The following is a 25,525-nucleotide window of genomic DNA, read 5'->3' as shown; positions in this document are numbered from 1 at the left end:
TTTATAAGTATCTGTCTTTAAATTTTATGGTGCTTGGCTGCGTCGCTCGTATTAACGTATCTTTCTTTGGCGGAATCTGATAGAAATCGGATTTTATAAGAAAAGCGGTGTTTTTCTTTTCACCGTTTAGTGTCGCCAGGCGCTTTGAAAAGTCGATAACAAGTTTGTCCCCTTCTATGAAATCAAAAGCCAGGGACACCCCTTTATTTAGGCTTGTATCGCTATTTAAGAGCTGCACGTCATACCCTTCAGCCGCTTCTGTAAATGTACATTCAACTATTGGATGAGTCGGAGCCGTTCCATTACTCTTGACATGTCCAGTCCCATCCGGTATCCATGGTGTTAATTCGTCAGTGAAAGTCACCATGAACCCGGTAAATTGCGCTTCTACGACTGTAAATCCTCCGGCCGTGCTAATGGCAAAATACAGCTGGTCAATTTCTTCTGTGATGGTTGAGAAATCGAAAGGAAAAGAAATTTGTATCCATCCGTTAGTGTCGCCATTAAGCCTTTGATCACTTTGAAAATAAATATAGGATTGATCAGACTTTTTTCTTGCTCTGAAATACAAAACGGCGCCGTTTCCTGTATCAAAAGCAGAATTTTGCACATTTGCCCAACATGATGCATACCCTTGCTTGCCTGCCCACCACATCGGATCGTCAAAGAAATATATTAGATAAATGTCGGGTTGTTTGATTTCAAAAGCGTGTTTAAATTCAATCTGATCAGAAGAAACAGGGACGGCCTCGCCTATATTGTTGGTAGAATACCAATGATCTTTTCCCTCTCTGAAATCACCGTTTTTGATCTGGTTTGTATCTGGATCTAAAGGCGCGCCAATAGTGAATGATTGTTCCGCACCATATTTGTATGGATCAGAGCATATAAAAGTAACTGATCCTTTTCCAAATTTAAATATTTCGTCCAGCTCTGCCGTCCCGTTAACCATGGCGTAGTATGTTCTGTCCGGTTCATCCGGAAAAATCAACGCCTCTGGCTTATCTGTGACCAACCACTCCGCTACCTCTTCTTTTGCTTTCTGAAGATCAGAAACGCCATCAATCATTATGGGTATTGAGAGTTCTCGCACCTTGGTTTTTGTTTGTCTCAGGAAGGCTCCTGGACGGCCTGGAATTTCTATTAAATCCCGGTCTACTTCTGCCCACATCGGGCGCTGATTTCCGTCATACATCATGCGTACAAAAGGTTTACTTACTCCATTGAAGGTAAACATTATTTATACCTCCGTAGATCCCTGAAATTTCGCCGCTGTTGCGCCTTCGTCACGTCTTTTTCGATTGTCTGAGCAAGCCTTTGTCCATTAACATCCAAACTGGCCTGGACACTTTGGACGGCCACCTCAACAGGCTGATTTAAAACAGCTTTTGACAACTGTTGAATGGCTTGGACAACTGCGGACATGTCGCCGGCGGCATTGACTTCGGCTAAACCGGTGCCCAATTCGCCGTTGATTCCGACGGGAGCGTTCATGTTAGAAAGGGACTGAAGAACATCATTTGCCAGCTTGTCTGTCGATCTGATTAATGGACTTTCTGCTTTTTTTAGTGAAGTCTCAATGGGCCCAGCAAAATCCATTTTGTCAATATCACTTAACGGGCCTCTTTTTGCAGGAGAGAAGGGCCAGAAATCACGAACGGCGCCGACAATGTCGTTAACTTTCCTGAGTATCTTGTCTTTCATAGCCATAAGGCCGTCTATGGCACTCTGGATGATCGCTTTTCCGCTTTTGTATAAGTTGATGCCACTAAAAAAGCTTTTGATATTACCCAAAATGGTCTTTACAGTTGAATAGGCACTCCCCATTTTTGATCCTATGGTGCTGACAACTCTTCCAAAGTTACTGCTCACGACTGACCAGATATTTCCGACGATTCTAGAAAAGAACCCCTTTATCGAGTTCCAAATACTAGATATTTTACTTTTTGCTGCGGACATTTTTGAGCCTATTGAAGATACAAGACTTGTAAACTTTGAAACCGTATTGCTCCAAATTTGACCAACCGTGTTGGAAAAGAAGGATTTTATAGCATTCCAAATACTAGATATCGCACTTTTGGCCGAGTTCATTTTTTCTTGCATCCCTCTAACGATATCGCGGAATTTACCAATTACCCATTCTTTAATTTTGCTGACAGCATTATTAAAAGTTTGGCCTATGCTTGACCAAATCGAACTGAACCAGCTAGCGATGGAGCCAAAAATTTGGCTGGATTGCTGCGCGATCCAATTCCAGCTATTAACCAAAAATTTACTTATCGAATCCCAATTCGCCCAAAGTGTAGCAAATATAGCCACTAACGCTGTGATGACTCCGATTACGATTAGGACGGGGGCCGAAATTGCTCCAATACTCACCCCAAGAACACCCGCCAAAGACGCCAAGGCGGTTATGATTGGAGTGATTGCCGTTAATGCTCCCAGCAAGATTCCAATTGCTGATACAACCGCAACAATGGTGGCTGTGAGTTCCGGATTTTTGGATGCCCAACTTGCAACATTTGCAACAAAACCCGCAATCTTTTCTAGCAATGGGCCAAGCGCCGTTTGAATGTCATTAAAGGCTTGCTGCATTAAAACAGCGGGTGAAGAATCTAATGACTGCACAGAGGAGTTTAAACCGTCTGTATTTTCTTTAAGGCTGACCGTTTGATTTTCCGCATTTAAAAGCGTATCAATAATGTTCTGCCCTTGGTCTTCATACATCGTTCCAAAAATCTGTACGCCCAATAGATTTTTTTGCGTTTCATTATCTACGCCATTAAGTGCTTTTGCGATTTCTTGCATGGCTTGTGCTCCGCCTTCGCCGCCCTTCGCAACTTCCTGGCCCCATTTCTGCAATTGTTTAGCTGATATGTTTGTTCCTTCAAGAAGCCCCTTAACGGCTTTCGGCACTTCTTGCCCAAATTCAGAAACCCGGATACGGCCCTCTTTTAAACCGTCAAGTAAGTTATCAATATTCCACGTTCCAGTCTCGACACCGGCGGCCATAATAGCTTGGATTTCTTCGGCATCGTAACCGGCATTTTTCAGTTGTGTTCCGTATTCAGAAATAATGTCAAGCTGTTCTGGCGGGAATCCGATCTTTAACAGGGAATTAGTGAGCCCCAAAGCATCACTATCTGAGATTTTCAAGGCTTTTGATATTTCATTTGTCTCTTGAATGAGTTCTGTGAAATCAATACCGGCATAGGCTTTCGCAATAGCGGCCGCACCTTTAACGACCTTTGCATTTGATTCGTCACTTGCCTTTGCGTTCAAAGCCCACTGCCTGCGAATACCCTCCAGCGCTTCTTCTGCGTCTACGCCATAAGCAGATACATCTTTCACAGCTTGTTTGACCGACTTTTTTGATTCCTCCGGAACGTTAAACGATATATCTATTTGAGTATCCAAGGTGGAAAAGTCCAGGGCTTTATCTATTGCAGTCGCTGCGCCAACACCAGCAGCAGCAGCACCGGCTAAAGCGGTTCCTAGATCTCCGATTGCTGATTTTGCCTGGTCTGTCTCCTTTTCAACACCTCGCATGTCCTGCTGTAGATTCTCAAGATCCCGGCCGTCATCCACGGAAGCCAGTTCTCTTTGAAATTTTTCAAGCTGACTTTCTGTTTTTACGATTTCTCGCCGAAAGGCCCGGTACTGTTCAGCACCAATATCACCATTTTCAAACTGGCGTTGTACTTGCGCTTGTGCATCTTTTAGCCGATTTAATTTATCCCTGGTTGCAGCCACTTGATCACCAAGCAATTTTTGTTTTTGGGCGATGAGTTCTGTATTTCCGGGATTGAATTTTAATAGCCTATCAACTTCGCGCAATTCCTTGTTAACATCTTGAGAGCGTTTATTTACGTCTTGAAGCGCTCTGTCTAATCCTCTTGTTTCTCCATCAATTTCAATTGTGATGCCTTTTATCCGCTTTGCCATCACCTCACCCCCTATGTTTAGAAGCTGTCATAATCTGCTTGGGTGGCTTTTCTTGTTTTTCGCGCTTTTGGTTTTTTGTCTGGGTTGCTTTGTTTAATAAACTCATCCATATAGTCAAGGCACATGCCTATTGTCATCAGTTCCATTTCCGGTAAAGTCAGATCGACTCTTTTGCACATAAACAAAAAAGAATCGGTGGTGAGAGGTTCACCGTCCGATTCTCCATCTTCTACTTTTTTTTAGTGCCTAAAGCTTTTTCAATTAATTCTTGCAGTTCCGGGAGAATATCCATTAAAGGGAATTCATCAAATGTATCGAGCCATTCAACCGGTTCAGCTATTGTTTTATCTGCTGTCTTCGCCAAAACCCAGGCAATATTGTAAAGCACTTCAAAATCAATAAAGTTCATAACTTCAAGATTCATATTTTCAGTGGTAACGCCCTGTTCCTGTAGCTTCGTCAACGGAGCCATTTTGAGTAAATCAGCAAAGAAATCCCTGCCAAATTGTGCTTTATATCTTAGTACGGTAGCCGCCGTTGATTTAAATCGAACCTGACGGCCATCAATTGTCAGTGTTTTTTCCATTAACCTTCAACTCCCCCGCCGCCAGTACCGGCTTTTTGATAAACTTTTTCGTACCAAGCATCATAAATCTCCGCCGGAGTAGATAGCGTGGTCTTGGTTTTAACTGCTGAATCTGTCGGGCGCGGGGCCGAAACAAATGTCAGTTCGTTTGGTGTAGGCTCTACAGAATCCGTTTTTGTTGCTGAGGAGACGGTTGGCCTGTTAGCTGTGCAGTTATAAATGACGTGCCTTGTCGCTTTCACATCTCCTTCAAACTGAAATAGCAGCGCGAATGGTTTTTGTTTTGCGTTTGCTAGCTCATTAATGACCCCATCATCAGGATCTTTTTCTTCGCCCAGGGCATCAATTGCAAACTGTTCAGGGATATTCGCAATAGAGAGCGTACCCTCATAACCTTGGTTATTACTTGCAGAGTAATAAAGCATGTTATCTGCATAAAATTCGATCATGTCGCCGCGTGGCTCTAGTGATAGTTCAACCGCTCCCGGGATAGGGATTGGCTTATCATACGTGACTATGCCATCTTCTACAGTAAAAGGTGCATAATGCACATCTTGTAAGCCATAATTAACCTTATTTTCTGGCATTATTAAATCACTCCTAAGTCATATATTCTTTGAAACAGTTGTTCAGATTCAATCCACGTCTCGTCCGCTTCATAAGGGATGTTGCTCTCGTCTAGCAGCTGTTCCAGTTTTGCTTCCGCTTCCAGATCCTTGATATTTGTGTACAGCTCAATCTGAGCGTTTGTAATCTTTTTATAAACCTTGTTATCAGCCATGAAATTTGATGTGTCGGGAGCTGAATACGTAATAAAAGGCGGATCAGGCGGCGATTTTGAAGCCGATTCATTGAAATGGGAATAGGCCACAGGATATCCCGTGGCCTCAAGCAATTTCTTTAATTCTGCTAATGTCATCCCCTGATCAGCCTTTCTGTTGCTGCCTCAAACTCTTCTATCATTTTCTGCTCAACTGGACGGATGTGCTCTTTTCCAGCAACCCTTCCGCCATTCCGTTTTGCATGACCTTTTTCTAAAAGGTGCGTAAGCTGCGGCTTCGTTGCGTTATGAACTACCCAGGCACGGCCATATTTTTTTGCCCGCCAGCCCCTGGCATATTTCCCTGTATCCTTCGGGCTAGTTCTTTTTAAAATTCCGGCTCCTTCTTTTGCCACTTTTTCTTTCTCCCGCTCCAAACCCTCTTCAACTTCCGTAGTGAATCCTTTCAAGGCTTGCGAAATCTCCCGCGCAAAATCATTTCTTGCCATTCCCGATCACCCTTTCGCAAGTCAATTCAATCTCTTCAAAGTCATTCTCGTATGTTCGAATAACGGAATATGGCCGGCCCTCAAATTCAACCTTTTGCTGATCGTTGTATTCGTAGCTGTGAACCGTAAACACTAAAACCGGTTTCGCCCCGCTGTTAGCAGCATTATAAAACTCAGTTCGGGTGACAGACTTTTTACTGCATAGAACGGTAGTTCTAGTTTCAGTTGGGATCTGATTACCGATTTCATCGTTATCAAAATCCTGCTGGATTAGCGTTAATTCATGATCATACGTCGCCATCAGCGCCACCACCGTTATGAATAAATAGATTGTGCAACCTGAACTGGAGGTGCCGCGGCAGACCTGCGGTATTGTCTTTGTTTTGGTACCTCCATGTGGAATAATCAACAACAAACATGAGATGATTGGCGTTTTCAGCTTGAAGGTTGACGCCCTTTTCACCTGTCAGCTCTGTTATAACGCCATTAATAATAGCGGTTAGGTACGTATCCCTAACCGCTGTACTAATGCCCAAGCGTGCTTTGACGAGCTGTAAAACTTGATCCTTGTCCATTTAAACGCATCCTTTATGATGCCATGATCTTTGCCGTCTTGAGTTTTGCCAGCAAGGCATTGAGATCAGCCACAAGGCCTTCAACATCGGTCGCCGTGCTGTCATCTTGTGCAGCTGCTTGGGAGGCTGTAAGCTTTTTGTCTAAAAGGGCTGTCACGTCATCCCCCAGCTTTTCTAAAGGCACAGCCTTGGCACCGATGTTATTTTCTTGCACGCTTCCCGTTCCGATATTTCTGTTTTGGACAGAGCCATCGCCAATATTTTTATTGAGCACGGCATTAACTCCTAATTTCTGGTGAGTGACTGCCTCATCTTCAAGGTCATCGGTTCCGACGGTACCAGGGCCGACGCTTCCTCCTGACCCGCCAGCACCCCATACAATGCTAGCAAGATCCCCTTTGCTTACGGCAGCAGTTGCATAGCCAAGGCCTGTGTCTTCTGCCGCAGGGACAACCGTGCCATTGGTGCCAACCTTTACCTGTTCACCGGCTTTAATGTCGGCTCCGGCTTCCACTTTCCAGATCGGACTGTCCAAGACATTCACTGTAACTTCTTGACCAGCTGTTAACTCTCCAGTAGATCTAAATTCCGGAGTGTCGCCATCCTTAGCGACAGCAATTTCAATGCCATCTTCTCCACTGGTTTTATTCAAAAGCCTATTTGCTGGGATATCTTCTGTAACGATTGCTTTAAATGTAGCCATTAGCCTTCCACACCTCCGTCTTGTAAAGTGACTTCCACAAATGCTTTTGGCATAACAGGTTTCCCATCGTAACGGCCAACGCCGCGAATCGCTGTTTGATCTTCTCTAAATTTATAATGTCCTGACATATCAACACGTGTGCTCTCCCGTTCAACCAGTGTGTAATACTCGTAATCCCCAAAAATGATTTTATCTTTTGGAATATAGTTGTTAAAAACTACTTTTAATCCTAGAAAATTGGGCTGTGCCAAATTAGGCAGCTGCACTACGTCTTGGCCTTCTGAATTTACATGAAGCGTGAGCGCGGCAACCTTAGCATAATAAGTTTGGCGGTGCATGGCAGCTATAATTTCCCCGCTTGCATCCTCTCCCGTATCAATTTTCCCAAGATGTGGAACGATATCAGCGTAGGTTGGTGGTGCAGTTACTTTGTTAGCCTTTGGAATGGCTGGAATAATCCCTTCTGGCTGTTTTGCTGAAGCCCCTTCACCAATTGCAATCGCCTTATCTACTGCTTTCGCAATGGATCGCGCGATACGTTTCGTTAAGTATTCATCCAGGTTAATAATTGAATCTTCAAGCAATGAATTGTCGATATAAACCACACGGCCAACTTTGAACCCATCAAACTCAACAGCTGTAAGTTTTGAATCATCCTCTTCTGGCAGCGGCCCGCGCATCTCTAGCCAAGTAGCTTCCCCCGCATCAACATCAAGAATTAATTTTACTCGGCCACCAGCTTTGACTTTATCAACCAGTGGGTAAAGCGTTGTAAAGTCCCCAATACGTTCACGGATACGGTTTACAACAGTATCTGGAATGACTAACTCGGCCCCGGATTCACCTGGAGGAAGCACTTGACCGTTTGCGCGCGCTTCTAAGCGTGAACGCAATTCGCTATAAAAATCCTGCACCTCTCTAGTGAAATATTCGCCATTTAATGTTCTTTTCTCTTTTGACATGCTCTTTGATCCCCTCTCTTCAGCATTTTGATTTGTTGGTGCAGCTTCATTCAGGCTCTCCAGCTCCCCTTCAAGCTCTGAAATTTCTTCCTCAAGTCCTGCTTTCTTGCTGCCTACATCTTCTTTTTCAGCTTCGAGTTTATTGATTTCTTCCTCAACTGCATTAACTTCTTCATCCGTTTCAGCCTCATTAATGGATTTCTCTAATTCGGCCGAACGGGTTGCAAATTCTTCTTCTTGTTTCTTCAAGTCATCCAGCAAAGATTTCCTCTGATCAATCTTTTTCTGGATCATTAGCTGCTTTAACGCCATTTTTTAATCGCTCCTTTAACTGATTTTTTCGCTGCTCCATTTTGCGGGCTTCATGCTGCTGCACTTCTTTTTTTCTGGCTTGTACGCCGGTAGCGTCATAAGCGGGGAAAGTGACCACAGACACTTCATGGAGGTCAATATCTTTGAGAATCCATTTAACCGTCCCATCTTCTCGAAAGTCTGTTTCTTCCTGTAAAATGTTAAATCCGAATGAACACTGATCAACGTCTCCACGTTTAACACGCTCATAGAGGTTGACTGCATCAGTATCATTCGGATTTATTCGAATGCTGCCCCAAAGGCCGCGGCTATCTACTTTTAGATCAAGCGTCCCCGCTTTATTTCTCCCCAAAACAAGAGCCGTATCATGGTTAATTAAAGCTCGGATATCATTACTTAAAGTTTTATCAAAGGCCCCAGGCGCAATTTCTTCAAAAGCTCCTGGAAACAATTCTGTGACTGAATTAAATACGGCAAAATATCCGTCGATGGTCATTTCATCTTCTTCAGCCCTTGTCTTGAGATCTGCGGCTATGCTTCGCATTTGCCTTTCCTCTCTATTCGCTATTGTCATCACCGCCTTTCAGTTTGTTTTGATCCCCAATCTGTGTAGCTGGGATGTAATTTTCTAGGATGACTAATTCATTCAAACCTTCTTTTGGTGAAAGGCCGATCCAATCCCGAACCTCGTTACCCCACATCAGACCCTTGTCGTAAAGAGATGATCCTACATCGGCCAATTCTTTTAAGTCATAAGCATATAAGCTCCGCGGATTGAATTTAAAATACATATCAGGACTAATTAGCAGCTTGCGAGTTAACTCCTGTTCCATTCCCTGAGCGATCGGGAGAATCCGGGAATTAATAAAGTTGTTGTATTCTTCCTTTTTGTACTCGCCAACGCCAAGAAAATAAGCAGGAACCCCGAGGATGCCTGCAACTGTTTTTTTATCCAATTCAACCGCTTCATTAATCGCCAAATCTTTTAATGACAAAGGCTTTACCTGATCAACTTTCACAAGATCCGCAGGGATAACCCAAGGTTTCCCACCGCCGGTTTCCGAAATATATTTCCGGAGTATCTCCTCACGGCCTTCTTCGCTTGCAAGCTCTTCTGTCATGGCGTCTACGGAAACAATAATGCTTGGTTTCCATTTGTCAGACATGAATCCTTTCTTTGTCTTTGTGGCTTGCTTTAGATTATCAATAATATCTCTTAACACCACTCGATACCCTTTTCCCATATAGGGCTTTTCCGGATCGGGATTTATGGTGAAATGCAGCACCTCATCATAGTTATAAGGCTTGCCTTGATACAACACTTTATAGGCGGTGTCTGTATCCGTAAAACTGACTTTAGAGGGAGCCAAAGGTACAAGCTCATCTATCAAGCCACTTTTCATTTTCGGGAAAACAACACAGTTCCCATCACCTTCTAATAGCATCGTATTAACGATATTGTAAACCCAAGCTTTACGAGTCATGAGACTGTATGGGTTTATGTCGATCTTCTTTGATAGTGCGTTTTTTACTCTTACATCACCATCATCTGTATTTTGCATTAACTGAATTGTCATAGAAGAAATAAGATCTGCGATTTTATCAACCGCAATTCTTACCTCTGGATTGTCTGAAAGCCTTGTATATCCTGGCACGCATAGCGTGTCATTGGCATCCTGTGTTAAAAACCAGCTCATGACGCTGCTTGGCTCAGATCTTGTCCGTATTCTCCCAAAAGTCCGTTTAAACCATTTCACTGTCTCACCTCCTTTAACCTTTCCCGAGCCAATCAGAAGCAGACGTGGCCCTTTCCATGTTTTCTATTTTTCGAACGGCTCCAAAAACCGCCGCATCAAAAATGTCAATCCGTTGTTCAGGCATAACCTTTTCATATTGGATCATGTCATCTGTCTTTTCTATCGCATGTACGTTTTGAACACAATATTCAAAGGCCTGGGAATGCAGATAGTAGAAAAGCCCATCCTTTACTTTCTTTTCGATCCTGCGGAAGCCTTGAGACTTCCTATGAAAATACTGCGGTTGATCCACAATCTTGAAACCCTTTTGCTTCATGCCTAGATAAAACTCAGCACCGAATTTTCTATCAAAGCCGACCTGTTTAATCCGAAACCCTCGTTTTTTCATTTCTAGAAACCATTTAATAACATCGTCATGATTTACGGTCGGCGTATTACACATGGTTAGCCAGCCGTCATCTTTCCAGCCAAACAATGGTATGCCGTCATCTTCAGCCTTTTGGTGTGCCGTAACTACGGGGAACCAGGCATGCGTGATAGCAATATCGATCTCTTTTCCCTTATGGTTATATGTCCCGTACAATGCGGCCGCGGTTAAATCGTGCATTTTCGATAAGTCGGCCCCGCCATACCAATCAATTTTAAGTTTCGCTAAATCCTTCAGCGTCCATTTGTATTGCTGATCAGACGCTTTAAACTCATCGATATTGAAATAAGCTCTCATGGCTGAGGTGAAAATATTTACAGACTTGGCCAAGAAATCTTTTCGCTGCTGCGGATCGTTTTGCGCCTCCAGGGCATCGTCTAAAATGTCCTGCGGCCTAATTGTTACCCCGTAATTTGGGTTTGCTTTTTCATGTTGTATCGGGTTTGTGTAATCAACTTCACCGCGCTCCCCTTCATCAGCCTTTGCAATGAATATGAAGTAATGTTCCGCCGTGATCGTCTTATCCAATATCTTTTTGCAATACTGAAGCCGCTGAAAACAAAAGCTTGTCATGTCATCTCCGGCGGTTGTAATGCCAATCATGAGCTTATTCGTGTACGCCTTCATCGATTCTTTGATAATGTTGTACTGCTTCGGCGTTTTGTAGGCGTGAAGCTCGTCCGCAATCGCAATATTACTGTTCAAAGAATCTTGTGTATCCGGATTAGCGGCCAGCGCTTCAATATGCAATGACCCGCCCTCCAGCTCGCCACTTATACTATGCTCTTGGTTATTGTCTCGCACCCGAAAGGTACCTTTCTCACCCATCTGCGCCAAATTAAAATTGATAAAATCAAAGCTTTGAAGCGCTTGACGCAATGCAGCACCTACAATATAGATGGTCGATCCTGATTTCATCTCAAGTAGTGCAAGCGCCCAGGATAAAGCGGCCACAAATCTTGTCTTTCCGTTTTTTCGTGGTATAAAAATAAACGCCTCTTTATAGCGCCTAATCCTTGAGTCCTTATAAAAGAACCCTAATAAGTTATATATGATGAATTTTTGCCAAGACTCCAATAAAAAAGGCTCGCCCCTTAATGGCGTGCCGTCTAAGCGCTCTCCTTTATCATGAACGAATGTATTTTCGATAATCTCGATGACATATTCAGCATCATCAGGCTTAAAATCATATTTATCATTTTCTAAATCGCTTAAAAACCTCTCACAAGCCTGGATAATTTCACGGCCCGCTATTTTCTCCCCAGATACAACGCTTTTAGCATACTCCATAACCGCGGTATAGTTTTTGTATTCGTCATTCACGTCTGCGTAACACATTTGCTAATTTTGATTTTTTCTCCCCGGGGCTGCCATTCCCTGTCTGGGTAGATTTAGGGTTTAGGCAAAGACGGTCGGAGTATGCCAGAATGTCTTTCCTGAGATTTTCTATAGTTGCTACAATTGCAGATTTTTTGGTGCCTCCTGCGGCTGTTTCCGTCTCATATTGGTAACCACCTTCTTCAAACTCTTTTTGCGCCAATAAATACTGATGGACAGCATCAGAATATATGTCAATTAAGCGATTATACGCGCTTTTGTGGACTCCCAAAGATTTCATGTCTGCAATTGTGCGCCTTTTGATTGTTTCTTTCGTCGGTACTTTTGACACTCGTCTTCACCTCCCAAAAAAAGTTTTTGGAGAGCCGCTCCCTTGGAAAAAGTTCCCCCTCTCGGTCCCCAAGACGAAAATTTTTTCAGCTTGAGGGTGGGGGGTTACTTGAGTCCTTCAATCTCCATCATTAAAATAAAAAATCTCCCAAGTACTCTTTCAAGTTCTTTTTCATCATCTGCACCTTCACCTTCAAGCACCTTAACAATATCATCGCTAACATCTCTTAATTTTTTAAACAGATCGACAGGCTCCATCCCTTTCATCCTCCTTCAAGTTTATCTTTTACTCTTTCAATCCATTGCCTTCCAAGTTCAGTCAGCTCATTGTTGGTTCTTGTGTGCATCTTCTCATGACACTTGCTGCACAAGCTGATCAGATTAACAGATGATAATCTATATTCAGGGTGTTGCTCCAGCGGGTAGATGTGGTGAACCATCGTGGCAGCTGTGGCCTTCCCATACCGCCTGCACTGTCTGCATTCATAATGATCACGGCGCAAGATGTTCTTCCTCTTATCCTCCCACCGCTTTGATTTATAGAATGGGTTAGTCTGTTTCATATCCCCCACCTCACAATTAAAAGCGCCTCCCCGATTGGGAAAGCGCCTGAGTTTATTGTCTCTAAACTGGCCCCACACTCAGAGGCATTCGGCCGCCAATAGTCTTGTCTGAGATTCACTGGAGCCAGTTTGCAGACAATATAAAAAGCACCCTTTACTGGGTGCTTTATTTACTATTAAGCTTTTCGAGCTGTTTCAAGATTAACCAGTTTTGTTCTACTATCGTTTCCAGATATAAAACTTGTGCCTCTAAATTAACATTTGCTTTAGATAAGCTCCCCTTAGTTAATCCACTAGCTGTAAGATCGTTAGCTATCTTCTGAACTACATCTTGCTGACTCAAGCCAGATAAATCATATCTCTCAATGTATTCCTCACTCGTTAAGCTTTTACCTTTCGGGCTAAACATTCCCATATCTATAAACCCCCTTTTTGTATCTACACTTCAACATTTAAGGGTTTAATTCCTGCACTAAATTATTTGTTGCAATCTTCATATATTCCGAGAGGTAGCCAAATATAGTAAGATCGCTTGGTAAAACGAAAATACTATCCCCCGATGCGGCTGCCGCAGACTGGCTGCTATCCAGGCTCAGAATGTTCCTCTCGTTCGGCTTCATTCCTCATCACCTTTGTTCCGCATCCGGATTCGCCTTTGATAAGGGAAAGGCGCTTCTCCCGTAAATTCAACATAAGTAAAACTTATCAACAGATATGCTTTTAAGCTCCAATTAAGAAAGGCCCCCAATTTTATTGGGGGCCCACAATTTTTCTTATTCAATTGATCTTCTCCAATCTCGCTTTAACTGCCTCCATCAGTGCGTTTTGCCCAACTGCTTTCCCTTCCAAAGCATTCATGGCGTCTTCGTCCACTGTCCCTTCAGTCACAAGATGATGAACAATAACACTGTGTTTTTGGCCTTGCCGGTCTAATCTCGCATTTGCCTGTTGGTACAGTTCCAGGCTCCACGTCATGCCGAACCAGACGATGATATGCCCTCCATCTTGAAGATTGAGCCCGTGACCCGTTGATGCTGGATGGGCTAATAGCATTTCAATTCTCCCTTTGTTCCAGGCTTCGATGTCGCTGCCATCTTCTAAGGTTTTGGCCTTTTTAAACTTTTGCTGGATGCGGTCTTTGTCATGCTTATAGTTATAGAAAACTAGGATGGGTTTCCCGTTTGCTGCTTCCACTATGTCTTCAAGCGCATTCAATTTCTCATCATGCAACCTTCGAATTTCTCCGTTTTCATCGTAGACAGCGCCATTTGCTAGCTGAAGCAGTTTATTTGATAGAACGGCAGCTGTGTCGGCCACGATATCACCATCTAAAAACGGGAGAAGTAAATCCTTTTCTAGCTGCTTATATTTTGCTTTTATTTTTTCCGGCATTTTCACTTTTACAATATTGTTGATCCTTTCAGGCAGATCCAGCCAGTCTTTAGCTTGCATACTGATACAGATATCTGAAATCTTTTCATGTATAGCCTGTTCGGCGCCTTCTCTTAATTTCCAGCTATAAATAATGGTTCGGTTTCGTTTATCGGGCTGGAAATAGGTTTCCCTGTATTTTGTGACCGTTTTACCCAGGCGCGCACCTTGATCCAATAAATACATTTGCGGCCATAGATCAATTAAGCTGTTTGGTGCCGGCGTACCCGTTAGCCCGACAATTCTCTTGATGAAAGGCCGGACTTTCTTTAAGGCTCTGAATCTTTTAGCCTTAGAAGATTTAAAACTCGAAAGCTCATCTATCACAACCATGTCAAAAGGCCATTTCTTGCCGTAGAAGTTTACAAGCCATTCGACATTTTCCCGATTAATAACGTATATGTCGGCTTTCTCATGCAGGGCCATAATCCGTGAAGATTCAGGGCCTAAAACTTTTGAGACTTTCAAATTTGCCGTATGATCCCATTTTTCTGTCTCTCGGCCCCATGTGTCTTCCGCCACTCTCAAAGGTGCTACGACAAGAACCTTTGATACATCAAAATAATCATAAAGTAGATCTTGCACGGCGGTTAATGTGCTTACCGTTTTCCCCATACCCATATCAAGGAAAAGCCCGGCAGCTTCACTGTCAATAATGTGCTGGATGGCGTGTTCTTGATATTTATGCGGTGTGAATCTCACTGAAAAACCTCCCCACAAAGGCTTTTACGGATTCATGCGAATCTAAAACATGAACCTCAAAGCCCAAAGCCTCTAAATCCCGTTTTCTCTTTTCCTGTAATGGTCGCAGCTGCTCACCTGGCGCCTTCATTTCGGCAAAGACGGCTCTTCCTCCCGGTAACAGGACAAGGCGATCCGGCACACCTGATAATCCGGGTGATTCGAATTTCATCGCTTTGCCTCCCTGCTTTTCAACCTCCCTTTTAAAGAATCGCTCTATTTGACTTTCCTGCAAAACGGCCTCACTCCTTTTATGCTTATGTCCATGATGTCCATATGACCATGCCCCTATATAGACTATTGAAATAAAGAGATTATAGAGATTTTCATACGTATATACGCTATATTCTTTAATATATCTTTTATATAGAATTCATGGACATCATGGACATATATATAGATAGCCCCTTGGTATGCCTGGCTTTACGATATGTCCATGGTCTGAAAACATGGACATAAACCATGGACACATGGACATACGCTTTTAAATTTTCCACATTTTACATGGACATATGATTCAGGTCATGGACATATGAATTTCAGACCCTTATAAACGCTCTTTGGTTCCCGTAGCTCTTCCCAAAATACAGCCGCCCTCGACTTTTTGAGTACGCCTTCCACCCCGGGATGCGTCTCAAAATATCATTGATTTCTCTGGCCTGCATCGGGTTCATTTGCTTTGGATCGCCTTCAAACAATTCAACCCATACCTCCATAGCACAAACCTTGTCACGCTTAACGGTGCCTTTTTCTGCATCCCCAAAATCGCTGCCGTGTATGAAGCGGCGTCTTTCACTAATGTCTTTAGCCATCCAATCTTCAGGCAATAGTGTGTTTAAATACTCCTCAATTAAGCCGGCTTTTGCGCTTTCTTCCGTGTGTGCCTCTTGGGCTTCCCTGGCCGCGGCCTCAAGCTCCCCTGACAGGTAAAGCGGCTCGTTTTCAATCCAGCAATTAACCGCCTCAGCCCATATCTGATCAACTTCATGTTGATTCAAGTCTTTCCATATGCTTTTAGTCCGTTCTTGCGTTGCTACAACAACGGGCCAAAAACGTCGGTTTCCTGTTCGGTCTTTCAGAAACGTCACATCATTTGTTGAACCAAAAAAGACGCACTGACGCGGAAAAACAGAAATTTGCCGGCCGTATGCCACCCGATAGCTGTCCTCTTGTTTAGATATGAAATGCTTAACAGCTTCCGCCTCAGCTTTCCGAGTTGCGGACAGCTCGGCCAGCTCAATGAGCCAGGCGCCTTGTAATTGTTCATAGGCTTCTTTCCCCTGAACGGTTGTGATGGAGTCAGAGTGCCAATCCATTCCAAGCTTTTTGATGATGTAGCTTTTCCCGACACCCTGCGGCCCAACCATGACAAGGACGTTATCAAATTTTACCCCTGGCTTGAGTACACGGCCGACTGCTGCCGTGAAAATCTTACGGGTAACGGCCCGGACATATTCAGAATCTTCGGCTCCTAGATACTCAATGAAAAGCGTGTCAAGACGCGGTAGTCCATCCCATTCCAGGCTGTTCAGGTAATCCTGCACCGGATGGAATTTGTTCTTCCCTTGAACCTCCATAAGCGCGTCATGGACTTTGCCTTGGCCTGAGATGTTATAAACGGTTTCCAGGTAGTTACGCAATGAAGCATCGTCCCTGTCTGTCCAATAATCCCCCTCTGACAGCTTGCGCCAAGGTAAATCACCTAAGACCGCTGCACGATGTGCAAAGTCGTTCCAGGCAATCTTCCCGGCAAGCCGCGGATCATTTTTGAGTATCAATATAATATTCTTGGCCGTAGAAAGGACATCACCGTTTTTCTTGACGTCTAACTGCTCAAGCCAGTTCATGTCTTCGTCTACAACCGCCCCAAATTCGTCAGCGGCTTGGTTCAGCTTTTCCTGTCCAATTGTACGTTTAACGTTTTTGTCATCCATCGCAAAATCAGACATAGCTGTAAAAGAAGGGAGCCGGACAACCGGCGTCCCTGGTGCTGCGTCCTCATCGCGCATCCCGAATTTATGGATTCGGACTAAATCAAAAGCATTGACTAGTTGCCCGCCTATCGGATCTGTACCATGATGGGAATAGGCAAACTTCTCGTTATCATAGAGAATTAGACCGCCGGTTGTCGAACCCTCTTTATACGTATAGCGCCCGGGCCCGGCCTCTTCGTATACATCAGTCAGAAAGGTATCAATGGCTTCCGGGATCGAATATGTGCGGCAGAAGGCCCCAACCATACCACTTTTTTCGTGTGGATCACCTTGTTTGTCCGCAAGCTTTTGGCGGCTTTTTTGAATCCTGGACGATTCAGGCCAATTAACGGGATCTGTCCAATCTTCATAGCTTGCCAGTATGTCATCAGGATCAAGCCAGGGCGCGTCCTGTAGCTTAAAAACAAACTCACCATCTGAAGAAGTTGACGGCCAATACATCAAACGGTGAGCCTGATAGGTCGTATCATCGAAAAAGTCAATTCCTATATCAGCGGCTAAACGCCGGGATACAGCCTGGTACTCATCCGGCGTAATAGGCCGTTTAAGCGGAATCACTAGGCGTAGCCGCGGCGTCTTATTGCTGTGCTTGTGCGTTGAATAGGCAGCACATGCAAAGTCATACATCATTTCAACAGCGGCCCAAAGGTCGCCTTTAATAAAGTCAGCGTCCAGTGTGATGACTTGGCGCCAGGCGACGGAATCTGTTTTCCGCCGCCCACCTTTTAAAGATCCGCCAACGAAACCGCCAACATCTTTGATCTGATCTTGCTGCGCCTTTGACATCTTTTTATACTCTGCGTAAGTTTCGTTGGTATAGTTTGGTGTTGATAGCATTTTCAGCAAGTCAGACCATAGCAGATCTTTATTTTTCCAAGCCTTATCCCATCGGTTGCGCCCTGTTGCTATGGTGATAGACCCGTCGTGCTGCACTTTATGATTTAAAGCTGTTTCCATCACCGGCACCCCCAATCTTCCTCAATTTTCTTCAACGATCACAACGGCGTTGTTAATTAAGATTCGCTTTCCATCCAGGTCAAATTTCACTTTGTTCCCATACTCGTTAACTTCAACATCAAATTTCCCTTTGTAGGTTTTGATCTTATTTCCTTTCTGGTCATATACGGTCGCTGTTCGATTCAGCCCGTTATGGGATGACTCAATGTCCTTTGCTGTTCTGTCCCATGACTCTGACTGGCAGCCGGCTATAACTGCGACTAGCAGCAAAACTGCAATTGTTGCGATAGCTTTTTTCATGTTTCATTTCTCCTTCTCGACAAACTCGAATATATGCACTCGAAAGCTTTTTTCTTCATCTGGCACGCCAAACAGCTCAACTTCTCCAGGGCCCGGACGGACGTTCTCGATGTCTGCCCCAAACTCCAAGCTCCAAGCTTCCTGGACAGCTTCCACTGCAGCCTCCCCTGATACGAAATAAAGAGTTTTGATGTGATTCTTTCGCATTTCTCATACTCCTTCCACTGGCCAGCCCCCAATGTTGGGTTTTGATTAATTACGCTCCCGCCGCTTATACTTTCCCTTCAAGCAGTTTCAAAATGTCATCGATGTCCTTTTTCTCGATGTGATGGCGCTTTGCCCTTTGGCATATGAATTTAATTAGCTGCATACGTGTTATGCATTCATGTAAAGCGCGCATAATCGCGGGATTTTCTGTCATCCCCTTTTCAGCCTGTTCAATAAGAAAATTCAGATCGGCTACTTCTATATCGTAATATGGTAATGTTTCACCAGCAGACAAAGCTATATCAACGCAATCTGAGTAAGATTCTTTTATTTTTTCCAAACGTTTTTTGTTGTCCATTTACTCAACCTTCCCGGCAGGGCTCGCCCCTTGTACTTGAACATTGTCGGAATGGCAGCTGTCGCAAATGTATCCGTCGCTAAAAATGCGATCTATTATGTCGCGGCTAGCTGCAAAAATCTTGCCGTTTCTTGCGCCGCCGTTTGCATCAATCAATCGTCTTGCTGGCACTGATACTTCCTGATAAAAGAACCTTTCGTTTCCGCAGTCCATACACCGTGCCTTCATTTCCTATTCTCCTTTTCATAAAAAGCTAGTTTAAGGGTTTCTTCGATCTTGTTGATATGCTGCTCGATCTGACCATCTGTCATATTCTCAAAGTTCGGCCCGTGTCCAGGGACGTGAAAAGCTGATGCTTTTTTGGTCAGTCTGCGCCGTTTTCCATCGAGAAACATCAAGATATAGAGCTCGGCACTCCATTTAAAGGCGCGTAACGCACCATGATGGTAAGGGGTGCAGGGATCAGCCTTATCGGTTTCTGCTATCTTTCTTTCGGTTTCTCGGATTCTCTCGCATAGCCTATTGTAAAACTCAATTTCTCGCTCCCTCACTTGAATTTTCTCACCCTTTCCCGGTTTCTATGAGCCCGGCCTCCTTGATAATGTTTGCGGCTGTACTTGATGTCATTTGCACACTGAGTTTTGGCGTTAATGCTTTAATTGTCATGCCTTCGTCCAGATAGCCCTTAATTTCGTCGAGCAGCTCTGGAGTCCGCTCGATCTTCTTTTTCAAAGAAGGAATGCCGATCTTTCGTTTATGATTTATATAATGCTTTAATGTCCTATAGCCGAACCCCTTCATAATTTCCTTTTCTGTCATGCCATGCTTCTTCATCTCTTTCCATTCCTCAACCGTGAATTTCTTGGCCAATTTGTTGTATTGAGGGCCCAGCCCATGCCTCCTTTTCCAGGCCTTCAATGTATAGATTGAGCAATAAAGATGATCTTCTGCGATTTCCATATCTGTCATTGTCTCTTTCAATTCCCGATACTGCGCGGGCGTGAACCCCATATCATCAATAACGCCCATACCAATCACCTACTTTCGTGGTAAAATTATGATAAAAAAAATAGAATGGAGTTGTTTTGGTTTGTGTAATGAGATAACGTCAGATTATTTAGCATTACAATTAGGTTTATATCAACCTTTCATCATCAATGAAGAAAACGTTGATCAAATTGAAGCTTATATGAAGGCCCCTAAAAAGCTTCAATTTGATTCCTACTGCATTGAGTGCAAAAAAGAGTCTACATTTAAATTTCTTACACAAAGAGGGGGTATTCCGGCATATCCACCTGAGTACCGCCCAACAAATTTTTTAGATAGGATAAAATCTGACTCTCCCATAACCTTATTATTTCAATGCCAAAGGGATGGATCTCATTTATTCTATTTTTCGCTACTTATTCGCGGTAATAAAGTGACCAAGATCGGGCAATATCCATCCCTTGCTGACCTTCAATTACATAAAATTGATAGATACCGAAAAATTTTAAGTGACGACTATCGGGATTTTTCAAAGGCAATACGACTGAATTCCCAAGAAATTGGTGCCGGTTCATTTGTGTACCTTCGCAGAATCTTTGAAAACCTAATTGAAGAAACCAGACAAACTGCGGCAGCGCAAGAGCCCCAATGGGACAACAGCATTTTTGATCGTCTAAAAATGGATGAGAAAATTAAACAACTTAAAAACTATTTACCTGAATTTCTTGTTCAAAATAGACAGCTGTATGCAATTTTAAGTAAAGGTATACATGAGCTAACTGAAAAAGAATGCCTTGATCTATTCCCCAATGTGCAACTTGCGATTGAATTAATCCTCGATGAAAAAATTCATCAACAAGAGAAACAGAAAAAGATATCTTCAGTACAGAAATTTGTGTCAGCTACTATTGACAGACTGAAGAGCTAGAGACTAAGCCATCTTTTCAGGATGGCTTATTTTCTTGCCCCTTCTCTGCTGTGGCCCATCAATGGAAATCCACATACACTTCTTCAAGTTGGCTGCACACATCATGCTGCCAATCGTCATCCTTTGTCATGTGTGCAATCAAGGACTGATTTTTTAAGGCGGCCACCTTCCAACACTTGTTCAGGTTTGCATCCAGGCAGATCCTAAATTCACTCATTTCCTCGGCTGTCAGCCTCCGTTGTTTGCTAAGGCTCCACAGCTCCGCAAGTCTTTGGTGCACGCCCCACATTGAACGTTTCCCCTTTCAATTAGAGGCCGCCAGAGCGACGGCCGCAATAATTTCACTCTCCAAACTCTTCATTGATTTGCTTTTTAACTTTTCTGTAGGCGACGGCCGCAAACAAGACCCAAATGCTATAGAAAGAGAAGGAAACGATGGTAGGCAGGAACACCAACCACCAACTCCAATCAATTTGCCCAAACACCTTCAAAAGAATAAATATTAATGTCAACAGTTCCAAAAAGCCCATTATTAACAGCTCCTTTAAAGTTATTTGATATAAAACGTCTTGGATTCAAATGTCCCTACATAGGTGTTTTTCTTCGCATCCGTGTAACAATCAAGCTGAATGACATATGACCCTTTACCGGTACGTTTTCGAATCTCGCTGACACTGAAAGACTTTAACGGCGTTGAGTGCTTGAAGTATCCCCGCTGTACAAGGTTTGTATCAGTTAAGCCGCCGCCAGAACGTTTTTTATAGACGCCCGCCGTGTAGTAAAGCGATCCAGAACCTTTCTTTTCCGCCCGCCAGTCAACTGTTTTCGCTCCCGAATAGTAATAGGAATCATCAGTAAAAATCCTCGCTGTATGGCCGAATGCTTCCTTTTGCCACGGCGACCAAACAGCCGCCGCGGATTGTGAGAATAAAAGCGTTCCAGAAAGCAAGAGTGACAGTGTAACAATGGTTTTTAATAGTTTTTTCATGGCAGTAACTTCCCTTCTTTTGTTTTCCATTCGTAAGTAGGTGATGGCTGTTCTTCCGGAATGATTGGGTGTTTTTTGATGTAGGCCAGCCGCTCTTCCTCCGTCATCTTCCAGGTAACTACTTCACTATCAAACCTTGAATTTTTATCCGACATCATAGCATCTCTATTTGGATTCATAGCGTTTACCCCTTTCCGTCCTGTATAGCACGCTGTGCCATCTGCTAAATGGTACTTCCCGTTTTACGTCCTGTTTGTTTAACCCTTCCTCAAAAATGGTGATAACCTGTAGACGCGCCCGATCAGAATCTATAGCCGACCATTGCACGACGCGCCGAGTCATCCGCAATCTCTCTACCATTGCTTTTCTTTCAGCTTCCCGCATGTCTCGCAGATATTAAAAAGACCGTAGTTGTGCCCCCGCATCCGGCAAATGAGCCTTTTTATCTTTTGCATGCTGATGCCCCCTATTAATCTTTTTTATAGTAGTCAGTGACAAAGCCGTCAGCGGTAAGCGGGAGCCCTTTCGCCCAGGAAATAGGTCGGCCCATGATCGTTTCCACTTGTTCAAGTTCATTTCTGCCTTTTGGGACATCCAGGACAGCTTCGTCATGTACATGCATAACTGTTTTATGGCCCGCTTCATCCAATCGCATGAGCGCGACCGCTAGACAATCCCTGGCCGCTCCCTGGACAATGTTCTCGACAAGCTTGCCACCGTATGTGTTCAGGCGGCCCCATTTCCCTGTAGTTGTTTTTCCTTCGTAAGTGAGAGCTTTTTTTCCGAACCTCTTATCAATTTCTAGTTTTGGTTTTGCGTAAGCTAACCGTCTGCCGGATGGCAACTGTATAAACAAAATGCCGGATTCGTAAGAGAAACACAGACCATGCTGAAGCTTTACAATCGTTTTGTCGTTGACTGCCCTTATTGCTGCCGCCTCAACGTCATACCAAAACTTCACGATTTTTTTATTTGCTGCCCGCCAGGTTTCAACCAGATCCGGAAGCTCATCTTCTGAAAGCCCCATATCTAGGGCACCCATCTGAATTAATGCCCCTTTGCCGCCCTGATAGCCCAACGCCAATTCAGCAACTTTACCTTTCTGTCTTTCCGGGCTGCCTTTTGTAATTGATTCAATCGGGATCTTGAACATTTGGGCCGCTGATGCCTCGTATATCTTCCCATGTGTGTTGAATACATCCAGGCGCCATTTTTCACCGGCAAGCCAGGCGATCACACGCGCCTCAATGGCGGAAAAGTCAGAAACATAAAACTCATTGCCTTCCGATGGTATAAAGGCTGTTCTGACAAGCTGAGACAGCACAAAAGGAACCTGGCCGTATAAAAGTTCAATCGCTTCATAATAGCCGCCTTTTAAAAGCTCTCTTGCTGTATCCAGGTCAGCGATTTTGTTTTGTGGTAGGTTTTGAACCTGCACCAATCGGCCGGCCCATCTACCTGTACGGCTTGCACCGTAAAATTGAAGAAGGCCACGAATGCGCCCGTCAGGGCAAAGTGCCTTTTCCATCGCCTGATATTTTTTTACAGACGTTTTAGACATTTCTTGCCTAAGCTGCAAAACTCGCTTGACGTCTTCATCTTCCGTACTTTCAATCAGTTCCGGGATCTTGTCTTTGGCTAAGCTTGTGACAGTAAGCCCTTGATCTTCCAGCCACTGTTTCAATTGAGCTGCGCTGTTCGGGTTGAGAAGACCGGTAAGCTCCTTTGCTTCTGTCATGAGCTTTTCTTGATAAGCGGCGTCACAGGCTATTGCATGTTTTACAAGATCAACGTCTACCCGGACGCCCCTATCATTTATCTCTTGATCTAGCACCCAAAGGCGCTGCTCAGACTCCATAGGCTGAAACTTTGAAAGCTTCTTACCTATTGCCCTTTCCACCTCAACGTCCTGGACGCAGTACGCTTTAAACTTCTCCCACTTTTCCGGATCGTGTTCAGGAAGGTTTCGAGTCCGTCCGCCGTTCGTCTTTGTCGGTTTACACGGAACGGAAAAGTAACGGATCAATGATTTACCGGATGTATCCTTTTGAGCTTCAAGTTTTAACACTTTAGCAACCCCGTCCAAATTACCTGGTAGCCCTAATGTAGTCGCATGCACAGCCGTACAACGCCATTGATTAATTGGCAGCAACAAATTGAAGTGTTTCGCGATACAAACCCTTTCGAAATTTGCGTTAAAAGCCTTTTTAATCAGTTTGGAACTGACCAGGGCCGTCATGACTTCATACGGTAGGTTTTCACCCTGGGCCAGATCTACAATTTTTGTAGGCTCATCATCCCAAGCATAGGCAAACAGTAAAATTTCGAAATCCGGTGCTTCTGTATAGGCGTAGACGCCTGATTTTAATAGATCGACACTTGAATACGTTTCTATGTCAATTGATAATGTGTTCAATTCGCTTGCCGCCTTTTTTGGAAAAATAAAGAGTTTGTATTTCCGTATTTTTCGAGATAGGCTGAGAGGGCAATCCGAGCAACTTCTGCACTTGGTCTGGCCGGCATCGTTGCTGCCTCATGCGGGTTCATACCTCTTTTTCTCACCCTATAAAGCAGAGTGTCATATTTGATTCCATTCTCCTGAGCAAGTTCAACTAACTCACGGGATAAGGTTCGGTATTGGTTTCGCGGAGATTTTTTCTGTGCTCTTCTCATATTCTCTTTAGTTTCGGCCACGGGAACAGTTGCGGCCTTTTCTTCATCCCAGCCTAAATTGTTGATCCGACAAGAGAAGCGTTTTCTTGATATCCCATTTGATTCTGCTACATCGGCCCATTCAGATAATGGCATCCGCTTTAATGCTGGCGTAGTGATAGCCCGCTTTTTATCCCAGCCTGATCGCCTTATCCTCCGCTCAAGCAGTTCCTTGCTCACACCGTTCTGTGCTGCACGTTCGTATTCTTTAGGTGTGATATACCAGTCCAAAGGATTAAACATATATTGGCCTCCCCCGCTAAACCGTTTATTGATCCACGTATTCGATTTTTAACTTTCCATTGGAGATTTTCGGCTCCATTTCAAACAGCTCACCTTTCAGCATGTCAATTTCAAATAACTTTTTAAGGAAACGGTCATTATCTATAAGTAGTCCACTTAAATAGTGAAGTAACCCTCCCTCTTCTTCCTCAGTGAAAGTTGCTAAAACTTCTTTCTCTTCGAAATCATCGTTACATCTAGTTTCTACTAGCCAAACTTTCCGCATCTTAGAACCTCCTATTCTATTAAGTGAGGGGGCAAAGCCCCTCTTAGTCTAAAAAGCTTTCTTCTTCCTCTTCATAGTCGTCCACAGCGTCAAAGTCATCTTCAGCGCGGGAACGTCCGCCGAGATAATCCCCATCCTCAAGCTTTTGGATATTATTCAATCCGCAGGCAATCCCTTTATTTCCGGCCGTGTTAAACGGATAGAAGTTGATTGAGACGCGGCCATAACATCCGCTGTAAAGTTCCTCTGAGTCAATGATTTTGTTGAGTTGCTTATCAACAACGCCTGGTTTTGTTTTGCTGGAGGCATTCAAGAAGTAGCACCCTGCATATTCTTCCTGATCCGGTCTTTCCTCGTCGCCGTCCCGCAGCGGTGTTTTAAGATTGGCTGGGATTTTGCCGCCCCACTTGCTGGCCCCTGCTTGCTTTGCCGCCTCTACTGCGGCTTTAATTTTTCTCAAAGTCTCTTTATCTGTTTTAGGAATTAAAATTGATGTGCTGTATTTTGGCTCCTGGCCTTCCTCAATTGCGTGCGGCTCGAAAGCGTGAAGATAAGAGAAACGAACCTTTCCTGTAACTACCTTTGTGCTTGTGTTTGTGTTAACTGCCATTTTGCACGTCTCCTTTGTTTTTGTTTTTTATTGAGAT

The 25,525-nt window shown here is 43.9% G+C and carries 35 protein-coding genes and 1 pseudogene; 1 reads left to right on the top strand and 35 read right to left on the bottom strand.

Features of this window, described 5'->3' with window-relative positions; all coding sequences use genetic code 11:
• Position 1: 1 nt before the first annotated feature.
• The 27 genes and pseudogenes from MHB72_RS05960 to MHB72_RS05825 all read right to left on the bottom strand — a co-directional run bounded on the left by MHB72_RS05960 (position 2) and on the right by MHB72_RS05825 (position 19,784).
• The gene (locus tag MHB72_RS05960; RefSeq protein ID WP_340901924.1) at positions 2 to 1,237 is read right to left on the bottom strand and encodes a distal tail protein Dit; all 1,236 of its coding nucleotides are present in this window, start codon (positions 1,235 to 1,237) and stop codon (positions 2 to 4) included.
• Between the two features lie 1,493 nt (positions 1,238 to 2,730).
• Positions 2,731 to 3,945, bottom strand: a pseudogene (locus tag MHB72_RS22850) (phage tail tape measure protein); the annotation flags it as partial.
• A 229-nt stretch (positions 3,946 to 4,174) separates the two neighbouring features.
• On the bottom strand, positions 4,175 to 4,531 hold the full coding sequence (locus tag MHB72_RS05950; RefSeq protein WP_340901921.1) for a hypothetical protein: 357 nt from the start codon (positions 4,529 to 4,531) through the stop codon (positions 4,175 to 4,177).
• Positions 4,531 to 5,118 (bottom strand): major tail protein, encoded by a 588-nt coding sequence (locus MHB72_RS05945; protein WP_340901920.1) that lies wholly within the window; start codon positions 5,116 to 5,118, stop codon positions 4,531 to 4,533. Before MHB72_RS05945 ends, MHB72_RS05950 begins: the two co-directional genes overlap by 1 nt.
• 2 nt (positions 5,119 to 5,120) lie before the next feature.
• The gene (locus MHB72_RS05940; RefSeq protein WP_340901917.1) at positions 5,121 to 5,450 is read right to left on the bottom strand and encodes a hypothetical protein; all 330 of its coding nucleotides are present in this window, start codon (positions 5,448 to 5,450) and stop codon (positions 5,121 to 5,123) included.
• Positions 5,447 to 5,800: an HK97 gp10 family phage protein gene (locus MHB72_RS05935; protein WP_340901915.1), complete on the bottom strand. Its 354-nt coding sequence runs from the start codon at positions 5,798 to 5,800 to the stop codon at positions 5,447 to 5,449. The genes MHB72_RS05940 and MHB72_RS05935 overlap by 4 nt, the downstream gene beginning before the upstream one ends.
• Complete coding sequence (locus MHB72_RS05930; protein WP_340901913.1) at positions 5,787 to 6,101, bottom strand: phage head closure protein; 315 nt, start codon at positions 6,099 to 6,101, stop codon at positions 5,787 to 5,789. Before MHB72_RS05930 ends, MHB72_RS05935 begins: the two co-directional genes overlap by 14 nt.
• On the bottom strand, positions 6,088 to 6,375 hold the full coding sequence (locus tag MHB72_RS05925) for a hypothetical protein (protein ID WP_340901912.1): 288 nt from the start codon (positions 6,373 to 6,375) through the stop codon (positions 6,088 to 6,090). The genes MHB72_RS05930 and MHB72_RS05925 overlap by 14 nt, the downstream gene beginning before the upstream one ends.
• 13 nt (positions 6,376 to 6,388) lie before the next feature.
• Positions 6,389 to 7,078: a head fiber protein gene (locus MHB72_RS22845; protein ID WP_445684623.1), complete on the bottom strand. Its 690-nt coding sequence runs from the start codon at positions 7,076 to 7,078 to the stop codon at positions 6,389 to 6,391.
• Complete coding sequence (locus tag MHB72_RS05910; protein WP_340901911.1) at positions 7,078 to 8,352, bottom strand: phage major capsid protein; 1,275 nt, start codon at positions 8,350 to 8,352, stop codon at positions 7,078 to 7,080. Before MHB72_RS05910 ends, MHB72_RS22845 begins: the two co-directional genes overlap by 1 nt.
• On the bottom strand, positions 8,315 to 8,896 hold the full coding sequence (locus MHB72_RS05905) for an HK97 family phage prohead protease (protein ID WP_340901910.1): 582 nt from the start codon (positions 8,894 to 8,896) through the stop codon (positions 8,315 to 8,317). Before MHB72_RS05905 ends, MHB72_RS05910 begins: the two co-directional genes overlap by 38 nt.
• Positions 8,897 to 8,909: 13 nt before the next feature.
• Positions 8,910 to 10,109 (bottom strand): phage portal protein, encoded by a 1,200-nt coding sequence (locus tag MHB72_RS05900; RefSeq protein ID WP_340901908.1) that lies wholly within the window; start codon positions 10,107 to 10,109, stop codon positions 8,910 to 8,912.
• Between the two features lie 13 nt (positions 10,110 to 10,122).
• Positions 10,123 to 11,826 (bottom strand): terminase large subunit, encoded by a 1,704-nt coding sequence (locus tag MHB72_RS05895; RefSeq protein ID WP_445684628.1) that lies wholly within the window; start codon positions 11,824 to 11,826, stop codon positions 10,123 to 10,125.
• 25 nt (positions 11,827 to 11,851) lie between these two features.
• The gene (locus MHB72_RS05890; protein ID WP_340901904.1) at positions 11,852 to 12,205 is read right to left on the bottom strand and encodes a P27 family phage terminase small subunit; all 354 of its coding nucleotides are present in this window, start codon (positions 12,203 to 12,205) and stop codon (positions 11,852 to 11,854) included.
• Between the two features lie 104 nt (positions 12,206 to 12,309).
• Entirely contained in the window at positions 12,310 to 12,462 is a 153-nt protein-coding gene (locus tag MHB72_RS05885) for a hypothetical protein (protein WP_224145908.1), read from the bottom strand.
• A gap of 5 nt (positions 12,463 to 12,467) precedes the next feature.
• Positions 12,468 to 12,767: an HNH endonuclease gene (locus tag MHB72_RS05880; RefSeq protein WP_340901901.1), complete on the bottom strand. Its 300-nt coding sequence runs from the start codon at positions 12,765 to 12,767 to the stop codon at positions 12,468 to 12,470.
• A gap of 166 nt (positions 12,768 to 12,933) precedes the next feature.
• Positions 12,934 to 13,182 carry a hypothetical protein gene (locus MHB72_RS05875; RefSeq protein WP_039072615.1) on the bottom strand — a complete coding sequence of 83 codons (249 nt, stop codon included), beginning with the start codon at positions 13,180 to 13,182 and terminating at the stop codon, positions 12,934 to 12,936.
• 37 nt (positions 13,183 to 13,219) lie between these two features.
• Positions 13,220 to 13,387 carry a hypothetical protein gene (locus MHB72_RS05870; RefSeq protein WP_224145905.1) on the bottom strand — a complete coding sequence of 56 codons (168 nt, stop codon included), beginning with the start codon at positions 13,385 to 13,387 and terminating at the stop codon, positions 13,220 to 13,222.
• A gap of 157 nt (positions 13,388 to 13,544) precedes the next feature.
• Entirely contained in the window at positions 13,545 to 14,900 is a 1,356-nt protein-coding gene (locus MHB72_RS05865) for a DEAD/DEAH box helicase (protein ID WP_340904063.1), read from the bottom strand.
• On the bottom strand, positions 14,881 to 15,111 hold the full coding sequence (locus tag MHB72_RS05860; RefSeq protein WP_326848571.1) for a VRR-NUC domain-containing protein: 231 nt from the start codon (positions 15,109 to 15,111) through the stop codon (positions 14,881 to 14,883). The genes MHB72_RS05865 and MHB72_RS05860 overlap by 20 nt, the downstream gene beginning before the upstream one ends.
• 367 nt (positions 15,112 to 15,478) lie before the next feature.
• A complete protein-coding gene (locus MHB72_RS05855; RefSeq protein ID WP_340901890.1) occupies positions 15,479 to 17,890 on the bottom strand; it encodes a virulence-associated E family protein in 2,412 nt (803 codons plus the stop codon).
• A gap of 21 nt (positions 17,891 to 17,911) precedes the next feature.
• Positions 17,912 to 18,190: a DUF5052 family protein gene (locus tag MHB72_RS05850; protein WP_340901889.1), complete on the bottom strand. Its 279-nt coding sequence runs from the start codon at positions 18,188 to 18,190 to the stop codon at positions 17,912 to 17,914.
• A gap of 3 nt (positions 18,191 to 18,193) precedes the next feature.
• Positions 18,194 to 18,397 carry a hypothetical protein gene (locus tag MHB72_RS05845; RefSeq protein WP_340901887.1) on the bottom strand — a complete coding sequence of 68 codons (204 nt, stop codon included), beginning with the start codon at positions 18,395 to 18,397 and terminating at the stop codon, positions 18,194 to 18,196.
• 64 nt (positions 18,398 to 18,461) lie between these two features.
• Positions 18,462 to 18,755, bottom strand: a complete 294-nt coding sequence (locus tag MHB72_RS05840; protein WP_340901884.1) for a hypothetical protein — start codon at positions 18,753 to 18,755, stop codon at positions 18,462 to 18,464.
• Positions 18,756 to 18,983, bottom strand: coding sequence for a hypothetical protein (locus MHB72_RS05835; protein WP_340901882.1), 228 nt, complete (start codon positions 18,981 to 18,983; stop codon positions 18,756 to 18,758).
• Positions 18,980 to 19,306, bottom strand: a complete 327-nt coding sequence (locus MHB72_RS05830; protein ID WP_340901881.1) for a hypothetical protein — start codon at positions 19,304 to 19,306, stop codon at positions 18,980 to 18,982. The genes MHB72_RS05835 and MHB72_RS05830 overlap by 4 nt, the downstream gene beginning before the upstream one ends.
• Before the next feature lie 10 nt (positions 19,307 to 19,316).
• A complete protein-coding gene (locus MHB72_RS05825) occupies positions 19,317 to 19,784 on the bottom strand; it encodes a hypothetical protein (protein ID WP_340901880.1) in 468 nt (155 codons plus the stop codon).
• Between the two features lie 28 nt (positions 19,785 to 19,812).
• Here MHB72_RS05825 and MHB72_RS05820 point away from each other — a divergent pair, with 28 nt between their 5' ends.
• Complete coding sequence (locus tag MHB72_RS05820) at positions 19,813 to 20,670, top strand: hypothetical protein (protein WP_340901879.1); 858 nt, start codon at positions 19,813 to 19,815, stop codon at positions 20,668 to 20,670.
• A 58-nt stretch (positions 20,671 to 20,728) separates the two neighbouring features.
• On the opposite strand, the gene MHB72_RS05815 is transcribed toward MHB72_RS05820, so the two are convergent.
• The 8 genes from MHB72_RS05815 to MHB72_RS05780 form a co-directional block, all read right to left on the bottom strand.
• Positions 20,729 to 20,959, bottom strand: a complete 231-nt coding sequence (locus MHB72_RS05815) for a DUF7667 family protein (protein ID WP_340901878.1) — start codon at positions 20,957 to 20,959, stop codon at positions 20,729 to 20,731.
• Between the two features lie 52 nt (positions 20,960 to 21,011).
• Entirely contained in the window at positions 21,012 to 21,200 is a 189-nt protein-coding gene (locus MHB72_RS05810) for a transmembrane Fragile-X-F protein (RefSeq protein WP_340901876.1), read from the bottom strand.
• Between the two features lie 20 nt (positions 21,201 to 21,220).
• A complete protein-coding gene (locus tag MHB72_RS05805) occupies positions 21,221 to 21,658 on the bottom strand; it encodes a hypothetical protein (protein ID WP_340901875.1) in 438 nt (145 codons plus the stop codon).
• A complete protein-coding gene (locus tag MHB72_RS05800) occupies positions 21,655 to 21,837 on the bottom strand; it encodes a hypothetical protein (RefSeq protein ID WP_340904208.1) in 183 nt (60 codons plus the stop codon). Before MHB72_RS05800 ends, MHB72_RS05805 begins: the two co-directional genes overlap by 4 nt.
• Before the next feature lie 290 nt (positions 21,838 to 22,127).
• Entirely contained in the window at positions 22,128 to 24,074 is a 1,947-nt protein-coding gene (locus MHB72_RS05795; RefSeq protein WP_340901872.1) for a DNA polymerase, read from the bottom strand.
• Positions 24,071 to 24,613 carry a hypothetical protein gene (locus MHB72_RS05790; RefSeq protein ID WP_340901871.1) on the bottom strand — a complete coding sequence of 181 codons (543 nt, stop codon included), beginning with the start codon at positions 24,611 to 24,613 and terminating at the stop codon, positions 24,071 to 24,073. Before MHB72_RS05790 ends, MHB72_RS05795 begins: the two co-directional genes overlap by 4 nt.
• 25 nt (positions 24,614 to 24,638) lie before the next feature.
• Positions 24,639 to 24,878 (bottom strand): hypothetical protein, encoded by a 240-nt coding sequence (locus tag MHB72_RS05785; RefSeq protein WP_340901870.1) that lies wholly within the window; start codon positions 24,876 to 24,878, stop codon positions 24,639 to 24,641.
• 43 nt (positions 24,879 to 24,921) lie between these two features.
• Positions 24,922 to 25,488: a DUF2815 family protein gene (locus MHB72_RS05780; RefSeq protein WP_340901869.1), complete on the bottom strand. Its 567-nt coding sequence runs from the start codon at positions 25,486 to 25,488 to the stop codon at positions 24,922 to 24,924.
• Positions 25,489 to 25,525: the final 37 nt, after the last annotated feature.

The organism is Bacillus sp. FSL K6-1284 (assembly GCF_038002625.1).
GTDB lineage: Bacteria > Bacillota > Bacilli > Bacillales > Bacillaceae > Bacillus > Bacillus paralicheniformis.
The sequence above is the reverse complement of the archived record's forward strand: the minus strand, read 5'-3'. Positions and strand labels throughout refer to the sequence as shown.

Excerpts from the sequence above, each read along its gene's own strand:
- MHB72_RS05800 (WP_340904208.1), bottom strand. The coding sequence starts at position 21,837 with ATGAATCCAAATAGAGATGCTATGATGTCGGATAAAAATTCAAGGTTT.
- MHB72_RS05910 (WP_340901911.1), bottom strand. The coding sequence starts at position 8,352 with ATGGCGTTAAAGCAGCTAATGATCCAGAAAAAGATTGATCAGAGGAAA.
- MHB72_RS05810 (WP_340901876.1), bottom strand. The coding sequence starts at position 21,200 with ATGGGCTTTTTGGAACTGTTGACATTAATATTTATTCTTTTGAAGGTG.
- MHB72_RS05905 (WP_340901910.1), bottom strand. The coding sequence starts at position 8,896 with ATGCGAAGCATAGCCGCAGATCTCAAGACAAGGGCTGAAGAAGATGAA.
- MHB72_RS05820 (WP_340901879.1), top strand. The coding sequence starts at position 19,813 with ATGATAAAAAAAATAGAATGGAGTTGTTTTGGTTTGTGTAATGAGATA.
- MHB72_RS05880 (WP_340901901.1), bottom strand. The coding sequence starts at position 12,767 with ATGAAACAGACTAACCCATTCTATAAATCAAAGCGGTGGGAGGATAAG.
- MHB72_RS05870 (WP_224145905.1), bottom strand. The coding sequence starts at position 13,387 with ATGAAGCCGAACGAGAGGAACATTCTGAGCCTGGATAGCAGCCAGTCT.
- MHB72_RS05790 (WP_340901871.1), bottom strand. The coding sequence starts at position 24,613 with ATGTTTAATCCTTTGGACTGGTATATCACACCTAAAGAATACGAACGT.
- MHB72_RS05850 (WP_340901889.1), bottom strand. The coding sequence starts at position 18,190 with ATGAAAAAAGCTATCGCAACAATTGCAGTTTTGCTGCTAGTCGCAGTT.
- MHB72_RS05845 (WP_340901887.1), bottom strand. The coding sequence starts at position 18,397 with ATGCGAAAGAATCACATCAAAACTCTTTATTTCGTATCAGGGGAGGCT.
- MHB72_RS05930 (WP_340901913.1), bottom strand. The coding sequence starts at position 6,101 with ATGGCGACGTATGATCATGAATTAACGCTAATCCAGCAGGATTTTGAT.
- MHB72_RS05835 (WP_340901882.1), bottom strand. The coding sequence starts at position 18,983 with ATGAAGGCACGGTGTATGGACTGCGGAAACGAAAGGTTCTTTTATCAG.
- MHB72_RS05875 (WP_039072615.1), bottom strand. The coding sequence starts at position 13,182 with ATGGGAATGTTTAGCCCGAAAGGTAAAAGCTTAACGAGTGAGGAATAC.
- MHB72_RS05940 (WP_340901917.1), bottom strand. The coding sequence starts at position 5,450 with ATGACATTAGCAGAATTAAAGAAATTGCTTGAGGCCACGGGATATCCT.
- MHB72_RS05805 (WP_340901875.1), bottom strand. The coding sequence starts at position 21,658 with ATGAAAAAACTATTAAAAACCATTGTTACACTGTCACTCTTGCTTTCT.
- MHB72_RS05785 (WP_340901870.1), bottom strand. The coding sequence starts at position 24,878 with ATGCGGAAAGTTTGGCTAGTAGAAACTAGATGTAACGATGATTTCGAA.
- MHB72_RS05815 (WP_340901878.1), bottom strand. The coding sequence starts at position 20,959 with ATGTGGGGCGTGCACCAAAGACTTGCGGAGCTGTGGAGCCTTAGCAAA.
- MHB72_RS05860 (WP_326848571.1), bottom strand. The coding sequence starts at position 15,111 with ATGAAATTCGAATCACCCGGATTATCAGGTGTGCCGGATCGCCTTGTC.
- MHB72_RS05855 (WP_340901890.1), bottom strand. The coding sequence starts at position 17,890 with ATGGAAACAGCTTTAAATCATAAAGTGCAGCACGACGGGTCTATCACC.
- MHB72_RS22845 (WP_445684623.1), bottom strand. The coding sequence starts at position 7,078 with ATGGCTACATTTAAAGCAATCGTTACAGAAGATATCCCAGCAAATAGG.
- MHB72_RS05885 (WP_224145908.1), bottom strand. The coding sequence starts at position 12,462 with ATGGAGCCTGTCGATCTGTTTAAAAAATTAAGAGATGTTAGCGATGAT.
- MHB72_RS05780 (WP_340901869.1), bottom strand. The coding sequence starts at position 25,488 with ATGGCAGTTAACACAAACACAAGCACAAAGGTAGTTACAGGAAAGGTT.
- MHB72_RS05825 (WP_340901880.1), bottom strand. The coding sequence starts at position 19,784 with ATGGGCGTTATTGATGATATGGGGTTCACGCCCGCGCAGTATCGGGAA.
- MHB72_RS05960 (WP_340901924.1), bottom strand. The coding sequence starts at position 1,237 with ATGTTTACCTTCAATGGAGTAAGTAAACCTTTTGTACGCATGATGTAT.
- MHB72_RS05945 (WP_340901920.1), bottom strand. The coding sequence starts at position 5,118 with ATGCCAGAAAATAAGGTTAATTATGGCTTACAAGATGTGCATTATGCA.
- MHB72_RS05950 (WP_340901921.1), bottom strand. The coding sequence starts at position 4,531 with ATGGAAAAAACACTGACAATTGATGGCCGTCAGGTTCGATTTAAATCA.
- MHB72_RS05895 (WP_445684628.1), bottom strand. The coding sequence starts at position 11,826 with ATGGAGTATGCTAAAAGCGTTGTATCTGGGGAGAAAATAGCGGGCCGT.
- MHB72_RS05925 (WP_340901912.1), bottom strand. The coding sequence starts at position 6,375 with ATGGACAAGGATCAAGTTTTACAGCTCGTCAAAGCACGCTTGGGCATT.
- MHB72_RS05840 (WP_340901884.1), bottom strand. The coding sequence starts at position 18,755 with ATGGACAACAAAAAACGTTTGGAAAAAATAAAAGAATCTTACTCAGAT.
- MHB72_RS05935 (WP_340901915.1), bottom strand. The coding sequence starts at position 5,800 with ATGGCAAGAAATGATTTTGCGCGGGAGATTTCGCAAGCCTTGAAAGGA.